The organism is Pseudomonas sp. NFACC45 (assembly GCF_900113505.1).
Lineage (GTDB): Bacteria > Pseudomonadota > Gammaproteobacteria > Pseudomonadales > Pseudomonadaceae > Aquipseudomonas > Aquipseudomonas tehranensis.
Genome location: NZ_FOPO01000012.1, coordinates 64,825 through 79,821 on the forward strand (window position 1 = coordinate 64,825; position 14,997 = coordinate 79,821).

Annotated in this window: 12 protein-coding genes; 9 read left to right on the plus strand and 3 right to left on the minus strand. The window is 59.1% G+C overall.

Going from position 1 to position 14,997, the window contains the following annotated elements; all coding sequences use genetic code 11:
* Position 1 precedes the first annotated feature (1 nt).
* Positions 2–916 (plus strand): DUF808 domain-containing protein, encoded by a 915-nt coding sequence (locus BM132_RS21545; protein ID WP_092458646.1) that lies wholly within the window; start codon positions 2–4, stop codon positions 914–916.
* A 133-nt stretch (positions 917–1,049) separates the two neighbouring features.
* Here BM132_RS21545 and BM132_RS21550 read toward each other — a convergent pair whose 3' ends face one another.
* Positions 1,050–1,838, minus strand: coding sequence for an MlaA family lipoprotein (locus BM132_RS21550; protein WP_092458648.1), 789 nt, complete (start codon positions 1,836–1,838; stop codon positions 1,050–1,052).
* On the minus strand, positions 1,831–3,129 hold the full coding sequence (locus BM132_RS21555; protein WP_092400184.1) for an alpha/beta fold hydrolase: 1,299 nt from the start codon (positions 3,127–3,129) through the stop codon (positions 1,831–1,833). Before BM132_RS21555 ends, BM132_RS21550 begins: the two co-directional genes overlap by 8 nt.
* A 429-nt stretch (positions 3,130–3,558) precedes the next feature.
* Here BM132_RS21555 and BM132_RS21560 point away from each other — a divergent pair, with 429 nt between their 5' ends.
* From BM132_RS21560 to BM132_RS21570, 3 genes are all read left to right on the plus strand, one after another.
* Positions 3,559–4,413: a glycine betaine ABC transporter substrate-binding protein gene (locus BM132_RS21560; RefSeq protein ID WP_092400182.1), complete on the plus strand. Its 855-nt coding sequence runs from the start codon at positions 3,559–3,561 to the stop codon at positions 4,411–4,413.
* A gap of 304 nt (positions 4,414–4,717) precedes the next feature.
* Positions 4,718–5,029 (plus strand): DUF485 domain-containing protein, encoded by a 312-nt coding sequence (locus tag BM132_RS21565; RefSeq protein ID WP_092400180.1) that lies wholly within the window; start codon positions 4,718–4,720, stop codon positions 5,027–5,029.
* Positions 5,026–6,684, plus strand: coding sequence for a cation acetate symporter (locus BM132_RS21570; RefSeq protein ID WP_092458650.1), 1,659 nt, complete (start codon positions 5,026–5,028; stop codon positions 6,682–6,684). Before BM132_RS21565 ends, BM132_RS21570 begins: the two co-directional genes overlap by 4 nt.
* 298 nt (positions 6,685–6,982) lie before the next feature.
* On the opposite strand, the gene gltA is transcribed toward BM132_RS21570, so the two are convergent.
* On the minus strand, positions 6,983–8,272 hold the full coding sequence (gene gltA, locus BM132_RS21575; RefSeq protein WP_092400176.1) for a citrate synthase: 1,290 nt from the start codon (positions 8,270–8,272) through the stop codon (positions 6,983–6,985).
* A gap of 364 nt (positions 8,273–8,636) precedes the next feature.
* On the opposite strand from gltA, the gene sdhC reads away from it, so the two are divergent.
* The 5 genes from sdhC (at position 8,637) to BM132_RS21600 (ending at position 14,959) form a co-directional block, all read left to right on the plus strand.
* Complete coding sequence (gene sdhC, locus BM132_RS21580; protein ID WP_024780620.1) at positions 8,637–9,011, plus strand: succinate dehydrogenase, cytochrome b556 subunit; 375 nt, start codon at positions 8,637–8,639, stop codon at positions 9,009–9,011.
* On the plus strand, positions 9,005–9,373 hold the full coding sequence (sdhD, locus tag BM132_RS21585; RefSeq protein WP_047230490.1) for a succinate dehydrogenase, hydrophobic membrane anchor protein: 369 nt from the start codon (positions 9,005–9,007) through the stop codon (positions 9,371–9,373). The genes sdhC and sdhD overlap by 7 nt, the downstream gene beginning before the upstream one ends.
* Before the next feature lie 3 nt (positions 9,374–9,376).
* Complete coding sequence (gene sdhA / locus BM132_RS21590; protein WP_092400174.1) at positions 9,377–11,149, plus strand: succinate dehydrogenase flavoprotein subunit; 1,773 nt, start codon at positions 9,377–9,379, stop codon at positions 11,147–11,149.
* Positions 11,150–11,160: 11 nt separating this feature from the next.
* Positions 11,161–11,865 carry a succinate dehydrogenase iron-sulfur subunit gene (locus tag BM132_RS21595; protein WP_092400172.1) on the plus strand — a complete coding sequence of 235 codons (705 nt, stop codon included), beginning with the start codon at positions 11,161–11,163 and terminating at the stop codon, positions 11,863–11,865.
* A gap of 262 nt (positions 11,866–12,127) precedes the next feature.
* Complete coding sequence (locus tag BM132_RS21600; protein ID WP_092458652.1) at positions 12,128–14,959, plus strand: 2-oxoglutarate dehydrogenase E1 component; 2,832 nt, start codon at positions 12,128–12,130, stop codon at positions 14,957–14,959.
* The last annotated feature ends 38 nt before the right edge of the window (positions 14,960–14,997 follow it).

A 14,997-nucleotide genomic window follows, 5' to 3' on the forward strand; every position in this document is an offset into this window, starting at 1 on the left:
CATGGCCGGAAGCAGTTTGTTGTTACTGATCGACGATATCGCCACGGTGCTCGACGATGTTGCTTTGATGACCAAAATGGCTGCCAAAAAAACCGCTGGCGTGCTCGGCGATGACCTGGCGCTCAATGCCCAGCAGGTCTCAGGCGTGCGTGCCGAGCGGGAAATACCGGTGGTCTGGGCGGTGGCCAAGGGATCGTTCATCAATAAACTGATCCTGGTGCCGTCGGCGTTGGCTATCAGCGCTTTCGTACCCTGGCTGGTCACGCCATTGCTGATGGTGGGGGGCGCCTACCTGTGTTTCGAAGGGTTCGAGAAACTGGCCCACAAGTTTCTTCACAGCAAGGCGCAAGACCAGGCCGAGCATGCGCAATTGGTCGAGGCCGTTGCCAACCCGGCGGTCGATCTGGTGGCCTTTGAGAAGGACAAGATCAAAGGCGCCATACGCACCGATTTCATCCTCTCGGCGGAAATCATCGCCATCACCCTCGGCACCGTCGCGGATGCACCGCTGACCCAACAAGTGATCGTGCTGTCGGGCATCGCCATCGTCATGACCGTCGGCGTCTATGGTCTGGTAGCCGGCATCGTCAAGCTCGATGACCTGGGGTTGTGGCTGACGCAGAAGCCGGGGCAACTCGCCAAGAGCATCGGTGGCGCCATCCTGCGCGCCGCGCCCTACATGATGAAAAGCCTGTCGGTGATCGGCACGGCGGCGATGTTCCTGGTGGGCGGCGGCATCCTGACCCATGGCGTGCCGGTGGTGCATCACTGGATCGAAGGCCTGACAGCCAGTGCTGGCGGCGCCGGGTTCATCGTGCCGTTGCTGCTTAATGCAGTGGCGGGGATTGTCGCCGGGGCGGTGGTGTTGGCGGGTGTGATGGTGGTTGGCAAGGTCTGGAAAGCGCTGAAAAGCTGAGTCTGGCAATACAAAACAACTGTGGGAGCGAGCCTGCTCGCGATGAGGGCCTGCCATTCAACATTTATGTTGGCTGGTAGACCGCTATCGCGAGCAGGCTCGCTCCCACAGTGGGTTTTGGGGTGGCCGGGAGTTACTCGGCAATCTGCAACTTGCGCGACTCGGTATACACGTAACGCACCTTCTCATATTCGAATGGCGAGTTCAGTTGGCCATAGCGGAAGCTGGTCTGGTGGCGCTTGTCCACGGCGCGCAGGAGCAGCAGTTCCGGGTGGTTGGCGCTGACTTCTGAAACGTTGAGGAAGTTGATCGCCGATTCAGCCGTGTAGTCCACCAGCAACCCCGAGGTATCACGCAGGTTTGAAGGGCCAAAGATCGGGAGGACGAAGTACGCGCCGCCGGGCACGCCATAGAAGCCCAGGGTCTGGCCGAAGTCTTCGCTCTGGCGCGGCAGGCCCATGGCGGTGGCTGGATCCCACAGGCCAGCGATGCCGATGGTGGTGTTGAGCAGCAGTCGCGCCGTGGTTTCCATCGAACGCTTGCCCTTGAATTGCAGCAGGCTGTTCATCAGGTTCGGCACGTCTCCCAGGTTATTGAAGAAGTTGCTCACCCCGGTGCGCAGGAAACCAGGCGTGATGTAACGGTAGCCATCGACGACTGGCAGGAACACCCACTGATCGAATCGATAATTGAAGTGATAGACGCGGCGGTTCCAGGACTCCAGCGGGTCATAGACGTTCAGGGCGTTGAGGGTCGAACGCTCGAACTCACGCTGGTCCAGCCCGGGGTTGAACTTGAGCTTGCTCAACGGCTCCTTGAAACCGTCGGAGTCCACCACCACAGGCGCGTTGGCCTTGCTGTTATCGGCGTGGACCATGCCGGCACTCATTAACGCAGCGATAAGCAGGAGATATTTAGCCACGGAAGAACTCCAGCATGGCGTCGCTGTTGACGCGGTAGTTTAGGTTGCCGCAGTGACCGCCCAATGGGTAAACCGTCAGCCGGTCGCCAAAGGTCTTGCGCAAGAAGCCCAGATCGCCCGGGCCAAGGATGACGTCGTCGGCGTTGTGCATGACGGCAATCTTCGGACTGTCATGCAGGTAATCCTTGAGCGCATACAGGCTGACCTGATCGATCAGTTGCAACAGGCTGCCGCCGTCGGTGCGCGCGCGCCACATCGGAATCACTTGCTCTGTGAGGTAGCAGTCGAAGTCGCATTGCAGCGCGCGCTTGAGGAACGGCGTCAGGCTGGTGCTTTCGGTAATCGGGAATTTGGGCGGGATGATCAGGCCGCGACGGTTGATCAGGTCCGAGGTGAATGCAATGTCGGCCGCCGAGAAGCGGAACGAGGTGCCGATCAGCATCGCCATCTGCTCATTGCTCAGGTGTTGTTTGGACTGCTGGAAGTCATAGAGCAGGGCATCGTTGAGATCGATGTAGCCTTTCTGCTGGAAGTAGCGGGTCAGCTTGTTGAGCACCAATTCATAAAAAGTGGTGGTGTTGTTGATGCCCTTGACTTCGGTCTGGACCAGTTTGTCCAGGTTGGTGATCGAGGTGTAGAGGTTGACTGGAGGGTTGAGCAACAGCACTTTCTTGAAGTTGAAGCTGCGTCGGGTTTCGTCCAGATGGGCGACGAAGGCCGCGTCCAGGGCGCCGAGGCTGTAGCCGGTGAGGTAATACTCGGTCACCGGCAACTTGGGGTTCTGCGCCCGCACGGCCTGCATCACCCGGTACATGTCTTCGGCGTCTTCCTTGGTGATGCCGGGTGTGGCGAAGCGTGAAGCGGCGCTCATGAAGTCAAAGCTGGTGGGCGACGACAGCTGCACCACGTGGTAACCGGCCTTGTAATAGAGGCGCTTGAGGTATTCGTTGAGGCTGCTGTCGTATCGCGCACCGGTGCCGGCGATCAGGAAGATCAGCGGTGCGGGCTTGTCCTGGGTCGCCATGCGGTAGGTGAGGCTTTTCACCGGCCAGAAATTGTCCGGCAGGATGAACTCGCGTTCCGGGCGCAGGGTCAGGCTATGGTCAGCCTGGTTGATGTCCTCGATCGGGGGCAGCTCCGGGCGCAGGTCCGGTGGCGTAGTGGCGATGGTCGCCTCGAACGGGTTGGTCAAGGGGTAGCCATAGCTGGCGGCATCGATATCCACCGCCAGCGCGGACGCACTCAGAATAAGGCCGCCGACGAGGGCAGCGAAGCGCAAGGAATGGAGCATGACTGGATCCCTTAGAGGAAGATGCCGAATGAAGTTCGCAGGCTATGACCGCCGAAGTGAAGCCAAGTGCCATGACGCACACAAAAGAGGCACAAACGGGGCGCGATAGTAGCGGGACGATACACGTTTGCGTGGGGGAGCGGCTAGTTATCTGGCGGCTTGCCGGATTCTGACAGGGCACGCAGGACAGCTTTTTTGTGGGGCCGAATGGCTGAGGCAGATAGCTGGCGTTCTGATGTCGTTTCTCGTTGCTTCAACGTCGCAGGCAGAGCAGGTTCCAGATCGGCGCAGGTTGATGATCAACGAGTCAGTACTCCACTGACGTTCGAACCGGTTTTGCAGGCGAGCGTGATGGGGGCGCTGTGCACCATAACAATACGTTGACGCCGCTCGGCATCCGTCGGGCGCAGCACTTTCGGGGAAGTAACGATGAGAATGCGACGACTCTTGGGCGCAGGTGCCGCACTGGTACTGGCGATCAGCTCCACACTGGCCAGCGCCGAAACCAAAACCCTGAGCATCGGTTATGTCGACGGTTGGTCCGACAGCGTCGCGACCACCCATGTGGCGGCCGAAGTCATCAAGCAGAAACTGGGCTATGACGTGAAGCTGCAAGCGGTTGCGACCGGGATCATGTGGCAAGGCGTAGCCACTGGCAAACTCGACGCGATGCTCTCGGCCTGGCTGCCGGTGACCCATGGTGACTACTGGACCAAGAACAAGGACCAGGTGGTCGACTACGGTCCGAACTTCAAGGATGCAAAAATCGGCCTGATCGTGCCGGAGTACGTCAAGGCCCAGTCCGTGGCCGACCTCAAGACCGATGACAGCTTCAAGAACCGCATTGTCGGTATCGACGCCGGTTCAGGTGTCATGATCAAGACCGAGCAGGCCATCAAGGATTACGACCTGACCGGGTATCAACTCAAGGCCAGTTCCGGCGCCGGCATGATTGCCGAGCTGACCCGTGCCGAGAAGAAAAAAGAATCCATCGCCGTCACCGGTTGGGTGCCGCACTGGATGTTCGCCAAGTGGAAACTGCGCTTCCTGGAAGACCCGAAAGGCGTTTACGGCGCGGCTGAAACCGTGAACAGCATCGGCAGCAAGGAGTTGGACGCCAAGGCGCCGGAAGTGGTCGCGTTCCTGAAGAAGTTCCAGTGGAACTCAAAAGACGAAATCGGCGAGGTCATGCTGGCGATCCAAGAAGGTGCCAAGCCGGACGCTGCTGCCAAGGATTGGGTTGCCAAGCACCCGGACCGCGTGAAGGAGTGGACCGGCAAGTAATCCGCCCGGTTTAACATCCTCGAAACCGCATGACTTGGCGTCATGCGGTTTTTTTGTGCCTGCCGGTTTTCAGCCCCACCCAAGTCCTTGTGGGAGCGAGCCTGATCGCGATGGCGGTGGATCTGTGGGTACAGCTGTCGAATGTGCCGCCGTCATCGCGAGCAGGCTCGCTCCCACAAGGGGTAACAGTGCGCGTCATCAATCGGCGTCATGTCGTTCTAATACTAAGGTCGTCTGGAACCTGGCCTTCAGCCGCATAGAGTAGAGCTGTTCCAATTTAATCTGTGCTGCGAGGATAAAAACAATGAACGACAGCATTTACCTCTCGATTCAAAACAGCCCGCGCTTCAAGGAGCTGGTGAGAAAACGAGAAAAGTTCGCCTGGATTCTCTCGGCGATCATGCTTGGGCTGTATTCCGGCTTCATTCTTCTGATTGCCTACGGGCCGCATGTTCTCGGGGCCAAGATTTCGCCCGAGTCCACCATTACCTGGGGTATCCCCATCGGTGTCGGCCTGATTCTTTCGGCCTTCGTCCTGACCGGTATCTACGTGCGACGCGCCAACGGCGAGTTCGACGACCTGAACAATGCGATTCTCAAGGAGGCTCAGCAATGATCCGGCGTCTAATGGCTCTGTTGAGCGTCGCAGCTTTCGCACCGGGGGCCTGGGCGGCTGAAGCCCTGACCGGTGCCGTGCAGAAACAACCGCTTAACGTCGCGGCTATCCTGATGTTCGTGGCCTTCGTTGGCGCGACCCTGTACATCACGTACTGGGCGTCCAAGAAAAACAATTCGGCGGCCGACTACTATGCGGCCGGCGGCAAGATCACCGGCTTCCAGAACGGCCTGGCAATCGCGGGCGACTACATGTCGGCGGCGTCCTTCCTGGGCATTTCCGCGCTGGTGTTCACGTCCGGTTATGACGGTCTGATCTACTCCATCGGTTTCCTGGTGGGCTGGCCGATCATTCTGTTCCTGATCGCCGAGCGCCTGCGTAACCTGGGTAAATACACCTTTGCCGACGTGGCCTCCTATCGTCTGGGGCAAACCCAGATCCGCACCTTGTCCGCCAGCGGCTCGCTGGTCGTGGTGGCGTTCTACTTGATCGCGCAGATGGTCGGTGCCGGCAAGCTGATCCAGCTGCTGTTCGGCCTGGATTATCACGTTGCGGTGATTCTGGTCGGTATCCTGATGTGCCTCTACGTGCTGTTCGGCGGCATGCTGGCGACGACCTGGGTGCAGATCATCAAGGCGGTGCTGTTGCTGTCGGGCGCTTCGTTCATGGCGCTGATGGTCATGAAGCACGTCAACTTCGACTTCAACATGCTGTTCTCCGAGGCGGTCAAGGTTCACGCCAAGGGTGAAGCAATCATGAGTCCTGGTGGCCTGGTCAAGGATCCGGTCTCGGCGTTCTCCCTGGGTCTGGCGCTGATGTTCGGTACCGCTGGCCTGCCGCACATTCTGATGCGCTTCTTCACCGTGAGTGACGCCAAGGAAGCTCGCAAGAGCGTGCTGTATGCCACTGGCTTCATCGGTTATTTCTACATCCTGACCTTCATCATCGGCTTCGGCGCGATCCTGCTGGTCAGCACCAACCCGGCCTTCAAGGACGCGGCAGGTGCATTGCTCGGTGGCAACAACATGGCGGCGGTGCACCTGGCTAACGCGGTGGGTGGCAGCATCTTCCTGGGCTTCATCTCGGCCGTGGCCTTTGCCACCATCCTGGCGGTGGTCGCGGGCTTGACCCTGGCCGGTGCCTCGGCGGTGTCCCATGACCTGTATGCCAGTGTGATCAAGAAAGGCAAGGCCAACGAAAAGGACGAGATTCGCGTCTCGAAGATCACCACCATCGCCCTGGCAGTGCTGGCGATCGGCCTGGGTATCCTGTTCGAGAAGCAGAACATCGCGTTCATGGTGGGCCTGGCGTTCTCCATCGCGGCAAGCTGCAACTTCCCGGTACTGCTGCTCTCGATGTACTGGAAGAAGCTGACCACCCGTGGCGCCATGGTCGGCGGCTGGCTGGGCCTGGTCAGTGCCGTGGGCCTGATGGTGCTTGGTCCGACCATCTGGGTGCAGATCCTGGGTCACGAGAAGGCGATCTTCCCGTATGAATACCCGGCGCTGTTCTCAATGGCCATTGCCTTCGTCGGCATCTGGTTCTTCTCCATCACCGACAAGTCGGCTGAAGGTGTGAACGAGCGTGCATTGTTCTTCCCGCAGTTTGTGCGTTCGCAGACTGGTCTGGGGGCGAGTGGGGCGGTGAGTCACTAAAGCAGCGGCGAGCTGCAAGTTGAAAGCTTCAAGTTAACGCAGTGCGTTTGAAGAGATACCCCGGTCGAGAGGCTGGGGTATTTTTTTGTGTTGGGTTTGAGGGGCGGCAGGCTTGCCGCCAATCGCGAGCAGGCTCGCTCCCACAGGGGAATGCATTTCAATGTGGGAGCGAGCCTGCTCGCGATTGCGTCGGGTCGGGCGAAGAAGACGAGGTAGGGTACAAACAAAACGGCCCCCGCTCTTATATAAGAAGCGGAGGCCGTTTCGGTGCAGCTTGGGACCTAGCGCAAGGCAGGTCTTACTTGCGGTCTTCCAGTCGGGTGATGTCACGCGACTCGTAGCCGGTGTACAACTGGCGCGGGCGGCCAATCTTGTACGGGCTGGAGAGCATTTCCTTCCAGTGGGAGATCCAACCCACGGTCCGCGCCAGGGCGAAGATCACGGTGAACATGCTGGTTGGAATGCCGATCGCCTTGAGGATGATCCCCGAGTAGAAGTCGACGTTCGGGTACAGCGAGCGCTCGATGAAGTACGGGTCGGTCAGGGCGATCTCTTCCAGGCGCATGGCCAGTTCGAGTTGCGGATCGTTCTTGATCCCCAGTTCCTTGAGCACTTCGTCGCAGGTCTGTTTCATGACGGTGGCGCGCGGGTCGCGGTTCTTGTAGACCCGGTGACCGAAGCCCATCAGCTTGAACGGATCGTTCTTGTCCTTGGCCTTGGCGATGAACTTGTCGATGTTCGAAACATCGCCGATTTCATCGAGCATGGTCAGTACCGCTTCGTTGGCACCGCCGTGGGCGGGGCCCCAGAGTGCGGCGATACCGGCGGCGATACAGGCGAACGGGTTGGCACCCGAGGAGCCTGCCAGACGCACGGTGGACGTGGAGGCGTTCTGCTCGTGGTCGGCGTGGAGGATGAAGATCCGGTCCATGGCCTTGGCGAGCACCGGGCTGATCGGTTTGATCTCGCACGGGGTGTTGAACATCATGTGCAGGAAGTTTTCTGCATAAGTCAGGTCGTTGCGCGGGTACATCATGGGCTGGCCCATGGAGTACTTGTAAACCATGGCTGCCAGGGTTGGCATCTTCGCCACCAGGCGGATCGCGGAGATTTCGCGATGCTGGGGGTTATTGATGTCCAGGGAGTCGTGGTAGAAGGCCGAGAGGGCGCCGACAACACCGCACATGACGGCCATCGGGTGGGCATCGCGACGGAAGCCGTTGAAGAAGGTCTTCAACTGTTCGTGAACCATGGTGTGGTTCTTCACGGTGCTGACGAACTGGGCCTTTTGCTCTGCGGTTGGCAGCTCGCCGTTGAGCAGCAGGTAGCAGGTTTCCAGGTAGTCCGACTTTTCGGCCAGTTGTTCGATCGGGTAGCCGCGGTGCAGCAGGATGCCGTTGTCGCCGTCGATATAGGTGATCTTCGACTCGCACGAAGCGGTCGACATGAAACCTGGGTCAAAGGTGAAACGGCCCGTGGCCGTCAGGCCCCGTACGTCGATTACATCGGGACCAACGGTGCCGGTTAAAATGGGCAGCTCGACGGGGGCTGCGCCCTCGATGATCAACTGCGCTTTTTTGTCAGCCATGTGGCCTCCTATTAATGCTTGGAATCATCAGACAGACCCCCCACGCAGGGCCCGCACCACTATAGTGAGATAAATTCGAATGTCAATTTGCCTAAAGTCTTGCTCCAGAAGGCTTTAACCGGACTTTTTCCGCGAAATTGACTGCCGTTTACGCCTTTTGCTTCATATGTGCAATGCGCTATTAGGGGAAGGTGAACGCGTTGTCATTAGTAGCCTAACTGTCTATACTCGGCCACCGACCGCCAGGGGCTTTTGGGCCTGCTTTCTTGGGGGTCGTCACTCCCTGGGTGGTGAGTACCTGACCAGTGCGCGCCCCAACAACTTTGCCCTGATTGTTAGGGGCTCTTCAGTGTGAAAAAAAGCCGTGAAAAGCCAACGACCTGTAAACCTAGACCTAAGGACCATCAAACTCCCAGTCACTGCTTACACGTCCATTCTTCACCGTATCTCCGGTGTCATCCTCTTCGTCAGCCTGGCCATCATGCTTTATGCATTGGACAAGTCGCTCGATTCGGAAGAAGGCTTCGGTCAGGTGAAAGCGTGTCTGACCAGTCCGCTAGCCAAGCTAGTGATTTGGGGCATCCTGTCCGCCTTGCTGTATCACTTGGTTGCCGGTGTGCGCCACTTGATCATGGACATGGGCATCGGTGAGACGCTGGAAGGCGGCAAGCTGGGCTCGAAAATCGTTATCGCCGTTTCCGTGGTGGTAATCGTTCTGGCAGGAGTCTGGATATGGTAACCAACGTCACGAACCTTTCCCGTTCGGGCCTCTATGACTGGATGGCGCAGCGTGTGTCTGCGGTCGTTCTCGCGGCTTACTTCATTTTCCTGATCGGATATGTCGTAGCAAACCCTGGCCTTGGCTATGCCCAATGGCACGAACTGTTCGCAAACAACTGGATGCGTATCTTCAGTCTGCTGTCGCTTGTCGCACTGGGCGCTCACGCCTGGGTCGGCATGTGGACCATCGCGACCGACTACCTGACGCCGATGGCGTTCGGCAAGTCGGCGACTGCCGTACGTTTCCTCTTCCAGGCTGTATGCGGCGTCGCGATGTTTGCGTACTTCGTCTGGGGTGTGCAGATTCTTTGGGGTATCTGATTCATGGCTAACATTCCTACGATTTCTTTCGACGCCATCATTATTGGTGGCGGCGGTGCCGGCATGCGCGCTGCGCTGCAACTGGCACAGGGCGGTCACAAGACTGCCGTGATCACCAAGGTTTTCCCGACCCGTTCGCACACTGTTTCCGCCCAGGGCGGCATCACCTGTGCCATTGCTTCGGCTGACCCGAACGATGACTGGCGCTGGCACATGTACGATACCGTCAAGGGTTCCGACTACATCGGTGACCAGGACGCTATCGAATACATGTGTCAGGAAGGTCCGGCCGCAGTGTTCGAACTGGACCACATGGGCCTGCCGTTCTCGCGGACCGAAACCGGCCGTATCTACCAGCGTCCGTTCGGCGGTCAGTCCAAGGATTACGGCAAGGGCGGCCAGGCTGCGCGTACTTGCGCGGCGTCCGACCGTACCGGTCACGCACTGCTGCACACCCTTTATCAGGGCAACCTGAAGGCCGGTACCACGTTCCTGAACGAGTACTACGCCGTTGACCTGGTGAAAAACCAGGATGGCGCTTTCGTCGGTGTGATCGCGATCTGCATCGAAACCGGCGAAACCACCTACATCCGCGCCAAGGCTACCGTGTTGGCCACCGGCGGTGCTGGCCGTATCTACGCTTCCACCACCAACGCCCTGATCAACACCGGTGACGGTGTCGGCATGGCGCTGCGTGCTGGCGTGCCGGTACAAGACATCGAAATGTGGCAGTTCCACCCGACCGGCATCGCCGGCGCCGGTGTACTGGTCACCGAAGGTTGCCGCGGTGAAGGCGGTTACCTGATCAACAAGCACGGCGAGCGTTTCATGGAGCGTTATGCTCCGAACGCCAAAGACCTTGCCGGTCGTGACGTGGTTGCCCGTTCGATGGTGAAAGAAATCATCGCCGGCAACGGTTGCGGTCCCAATGGCGACCACGTGATGCTCAAGCTCGATCACTTGGGCGAGGAAGTGCTGCACAGCCGTCTGCCAGGCATTTGCGAGCTGTCCAAGACCTTTGCTCATGTCGACCCTGTCGTCGCGCCGGTTCCGGTAGTTCCAACCTGCCACTATATGATGGGCGGCGTTGCCACCAACATTCACGGCCAGGCGATCACCCAGAACGCCGAAGGCGTGGACGAAATCATCCCTGGCCTGTTCGCAGTGGGTGAAGTGGCGTGCGTATCGGTTCACGGTGCCAACCGTCTGGGCGGCAACTCGCTGCTCGACCTGGTGGTATTCGGCCGCGCTGCCGGCCTGCACCTGGAAAAAGCGCTGACCGACGGTATCGAGTATGACGATGCCACCGACGCCAACATCGAAGCCGCACTCGCGCGTCTGTCCGCTCTGAATGCGCGTACCGAAGGCGAAGACGTGGCGACCCTGCGTCGCGAGCTGCAAAACTGCATGCAGAACTACTTCGGTGTGTTCCGTACCGGCGAGTACATGCAGAAGGGTATCGCTCAGCTGGCTCAGTTGCGTGAACGAATCGCCAACGTGAAGATCAACGATAAGTCGCAGGCGTTCAACACTGCACGTATCGAAGCGCTGGAACTGCAGAACCTGCTGGAAGTGGCCGAAGCCACCGCCATCGCGGCCGAAGTGCGCAAAGAGTCCCGTGGTGCTCACGCCCGCGAAGACTACGAAGACCGTGACGACGAAAACTGGCTGTGCCACACCCTGTATTTCCCGGGTGACAAGCGCGTCGCCAAGCGTGCGGTGAACTTCTCGCCGAAGACTGTTCCGACTTTTGAACCTAAGATTCGGACTTATTAAGGGTGGCCGCCATGTTGCAAGTCAGTGTTTATCGCTACAACCCTGATCAGGACGCTGCGCCGTTCATGCAGGATTTCCAGGTTGAAACCGACGGCAAAGACCTGATGGTGCTGGACGTGCTGGCCCTGATCAAAGAGCAGGACGAAGGTTTCTCCTATCGTCGCTCTTGCCGCGAGGGCGTTTGCGGCTCCGACGGCATGAACATCAACGGCAAGAACGGCCTGGCCTGCATCACGCCGCTGTCCGCCGTGGTCAAGGGCAACAAGCTGATCGTTCGTCCGCTGCCAGGTTTGCCGGTTATTCGTGACCTGGTCGTCGATATGAGCATCTTCTACAAGCAATACGAGAAGGTGAAGCCATTCCTGCAGAACGATTCGCCGGCTCCGGCCATCGAACGTCTGCAGTCCCCGGAAGAGCGTGAAAAGCTCGACGGTCTGTACGAGTGCATCCTGTGCGCCTGCTGCTCGACCTCGTGCCCATCCTTCTGGTGGAACCCGGACAAATTCCTGGGCCCGGCCGCTCTGCTGCAAGCGTATCGCTTCCTGGCAGACAGCCGCGACACCAAGACGTCCGAGCGTCTGGCTGCACTGGATGACCCGTTCAGCGTATTCCGCTGCCGCGGGATCATGAACTGCGTCAACGTCTGCCCGAAAGGCCTGAACCCGACTAAGGCCATCGGTCACGTACGTAACATGCTGCTGCAAAGCGGCGTGTGATTCAGCTGCTGTACCCGTAGAACCGCTGTACCCGCAGAGGCTATGGCGCGGGCTTCAACCCGCGTCCTGGCTATAACCAGAACCGCCGCTCACAAAGCGGCAGTTCTTATTTTGAAGAAATGAGACAAGCAGGGGCATCCGGGCTGGTACCCGGACTATCAGCGTGATCCTAAGTGGCTTGTTTTAGTCGCTGCACTCGGACTTCTGCAAGTTTGCTCGGTGTTTTCGCCGATGGTGTTCCCCAAATCGAGGGTGACCAAGCATGCAAGAAAGCGTGATGCAGCGCATGTGGAACAGTGCCCACCTCTCCGGTGGTAACGCTGCCTATGTGGAAGAGCTCTACGAGCTCTACCTGCACGACCCTAACGCTGTGCCAGAAGAGTGGCGCACCTACTTTCAGAAGTTGCCGGCTGACGGTAACTCTGCCACTGATGTTTCGCACTCGACAATTCGCGATCATTTCGTGCTGCTGGCAAAGAACCAGCGCCGCGCTCAACCGGTGTCTGCCGGCAGCGTGAGCAGTGAGCACGAGAAGAAGCAAGTTGAAGTGCTGCGACTGATCCAGGCCTACCGGATGCGCGGCCACCAGGCAGCCCAGCTGGACCCGCTGGGGCTGTGGCAGCGTCCTGCACCTGCAGACCTGTCGATCACTCACTACGGCTTGACCAATGCCGATCTTGATACGACCTTCCGTGCCGGCGACCTGTTCATCGGCAAAGAGGAAGCGAGCCTACGCGAAATTCACGAAGCGTTGCAGCAGACATATTGCCGCACCATCGGCGCTGAATTTACGCACATCACCGATTCCGAGCAGCGCCAGTGGTTCCAGCAGCGTCTGGAAAGCGTTCGTGGCCGTCCGACGTACTCCGCCGACATCAAGAGCCACTTGCTCGAGCGCGTCACCGCCGGTGAAGGTCTGGAGAAATACCTGGGCACCAAGTACCCGGGTACCAAGCGTTTTGGCCTGGAAGGCGGCGAAAGCCTGATTCCGATGCTCGACGAGCTGATCCAGCGTTCGGGTTCCTACGGCACCAAGGAAGTCGTCATCGGCATGGCCCACCGTGGTCGTCTGAACGTACTGGTCAACACCTTCGGTAAAAACCCGCGGGAGCTGTTCGACGAGTTCGAAGGCAAGAAGAAGGTCGAGCTGGGCTCCGGTGACGTGAAATACCACCAGGGTTTCTCGTCCAACGTGATGACCACTGGTGGCGAAGTCCACCTGGCGATGGCTTTCAACCCGTCCCACCTGGAAATCGTTTCCCCGGTGGTCGAGGGTTCGGTCCGTGCCCGTCAGGATCGCCGCAACGACCCGACCGGCGAGAAGGTGCTGCCGATCTCCATCCACGGTGACGCGGCATTCGCCGGTCAAGGCGTGGTCATGGAAACCTTCCAGATGTCGCAGACCCGCGGTTTCAAGACCGGCGGTACCGTGCACATCGTGATCAACAACCAGGTCGGTTTCACCATCAGCAACCCTGAAGACTCGCGCTCCACCGAGTACGCCACCGACGTCGCGAAAATGATCCAGGCGCCGATTCTCCATGTGAATGGCGATGATCCGGAAGCCGTGCTGTTCGTGACCCAGTTGGCCATCGACTACCGCATGCAGTACAAGCGTGATGTGGTGATCGACCTGGTCTGCTACCGTCGTCGCGGCCACAACGAGGCCGACGAGCCAAGCGGCACCCAGCCTCTGATGTACCAGCAGATCGCCAAGCAGCGCACCACCCGTGAGCAGTATGCCGAGCGCCTGACCCAGAGCGGTGTACTGGATGCAGCGCGCGTCCAGGAAAAAGTCGATGAATATCGCAATGCCCTGGACAATGGCCTGCACGTTGTAAAAAGCCTGGTCAAAGAGCCGAACAAAGAGCTGTTCGTGGACTGGCGCCCGTACCTGGGTCATGCCTGGACCGCTCGTCACGACACCCGCTTCGACCTCAAGACCTTGCAGGAGCTGTCCGCCAAGCTGCTGGAAATCCCGGAAGGCTTCGTGGTTCAGCGCCAGGTCGCGAAAATCTACGAAGACCGGCAGAAGATGCAAGCCGGCGGCCTGCCGATCAACTGGGGTTACGCCGAAACCATGGCGTACGCGACCCTGGCGTTCGAAGGTCACCCGATCCGCATCACCGGCCAGGACGTAGGCCGCGGCACTTTCTCGCACCGCCACGCGGCGCTGCACAACCAGAAAGACGCCAGCACCTACATCCCGCTGCAACACCTGTACAAAGGCCAGCCACGTTTCGACCTGTACGACTCGCTGCTGTCCGAGGAAGCCGTCCTGGCGTTCGAATATGGCTACTCCACCACCGAGCCAAATGCGCTGGTGATCTGGGAAGCCCAGTTCGGCGACTTCGCCAACGGTGCCCAGGTGGTTGTCGACCAGTTCATCACCAGCGGCGAGCACAAGTGGGGCCGTCTCTGCGGTCTGACCATGCTGTTGCCACACGGTTATGAAGGGCAGGGGCCGGAGCACTCCTCTGCACGTCTGGAGCGTTACCTGCAACTGTGTGCCGAGCACAACGTCCAGGTTTGCGTACCGACGACTCCGGCACAGATCTACCACCTGCTGCGTCGCCAGGTCATCCGTCCGCTGCGCAAGCCGCTGATCGTGCTGACACCCAAGTCGTTGCTGCGTCACAAACTGGCGATCTCCACGCTCGAAGATCTGGCCGAAGGCTCCTTCCAGACCGTTATTTCGGAAATCGATACGCTGGAAGCGGCCAAGGTGACTCGCCTGGTCCTGTGCAGTGGCAAGGTTTACTACGACCTGCTGGAAAAACGTCGTGCCGAAGGCCGCGAAGACATCGCCATCGTGCGTATCGAGCAGCTGTACCCGTTCCCGGAAGAAGACCTGATGGAGGCCATCGCGCCTTACACCAACCTCACCCACGTGGTGTGGTGTCAGGAAGAACCGATGAACCAGGGTGCGTGGTACAGCAGCCAGCATCACCTGCGTCGCAGCATTGGCAACCATAACAAGGCCCTGGGCCTGGAATATGCCGGCCGTGATGCTTCCGCGGCACCGGCGTGTGGTTATGCGTCGATGCACGCCGAGCAGCAGGAAAAACTGCTGCAAGATGCTTTCACTGTTTAAGCCTTCGTGCTGACTGAAACCGAATTTTAAGGACCCAC

Bases quoted from the DNA above. Each gene is read 5' to 3' on its own strand.
- BM132_RS21545 (WP_092458646.1), top strand. From the start codon at position 2: ATGGCCGGAAGCAGTTTGTTGTTACTGATCGACGATATCGCCACGGTG.
- BM132_RS21555 (WP_092400184.1), bottom strand. From the start codon at position 3,129: ATGCTCCATTCCTTGCGCTTCGCTGCCCTCGTCGGCGGCCTTATTCTG.
- BM132_RS21560 (WP_092400182.1), top strand. From the start codon at position 3,559: ATGAGAATGCGACGACTCTTGGGCGCAGGTGCCGCACTGGTACTGGCG.
- BM132_RS21565 (WP_092400180.1), top strand. From the start codon at position 4,718: ATGAACGACAGCATTTACCTCTCGATTCAAAACAGCCCGCGCTTCAAG.
- BM132_RS21570 (WP_092458650.1), top strand. From the start codon at position 5,026: ATGATCCGGCGTCTAATGGCTCTGTTGAGCGTCGCAGCTTTCGCACCG.
- gltA (WP_092400176.1), bottom strand. From the start codon at position 8,272: ATGGCTGACAAAAAAGCGCAGTTGATCATCGAGGGCGCAGCCCCCGTC.
- sdhD (WP_047230490.1), top strand. From the start codon at position 9,005: ATGGTAACCAACGTCACGAACCTTTCCCGTTCGGGCCTCTATGACTGG.
- sdhA (WP_092400174.1), top strand. From the start codon at position 9,377: ATGGCTAACATTCCTACGATTTCTTTCGACGCCATCATTATTGGTGGC.
- BM132_RS21595 (WP_092400172.1), top strand. From the start codon at position 11,161: ATGTTGCAAGTCAGTGTTTATCGCTACAACCCTGATCAGGACGCTGCG.
- BM132_RS21600 (WP_092458652.1), top strand. From the start codon at position 12,128: ATGCAAGAAAGCGTGATGCAGCGCATGTGGAACAGTGCCCACCTCTCC.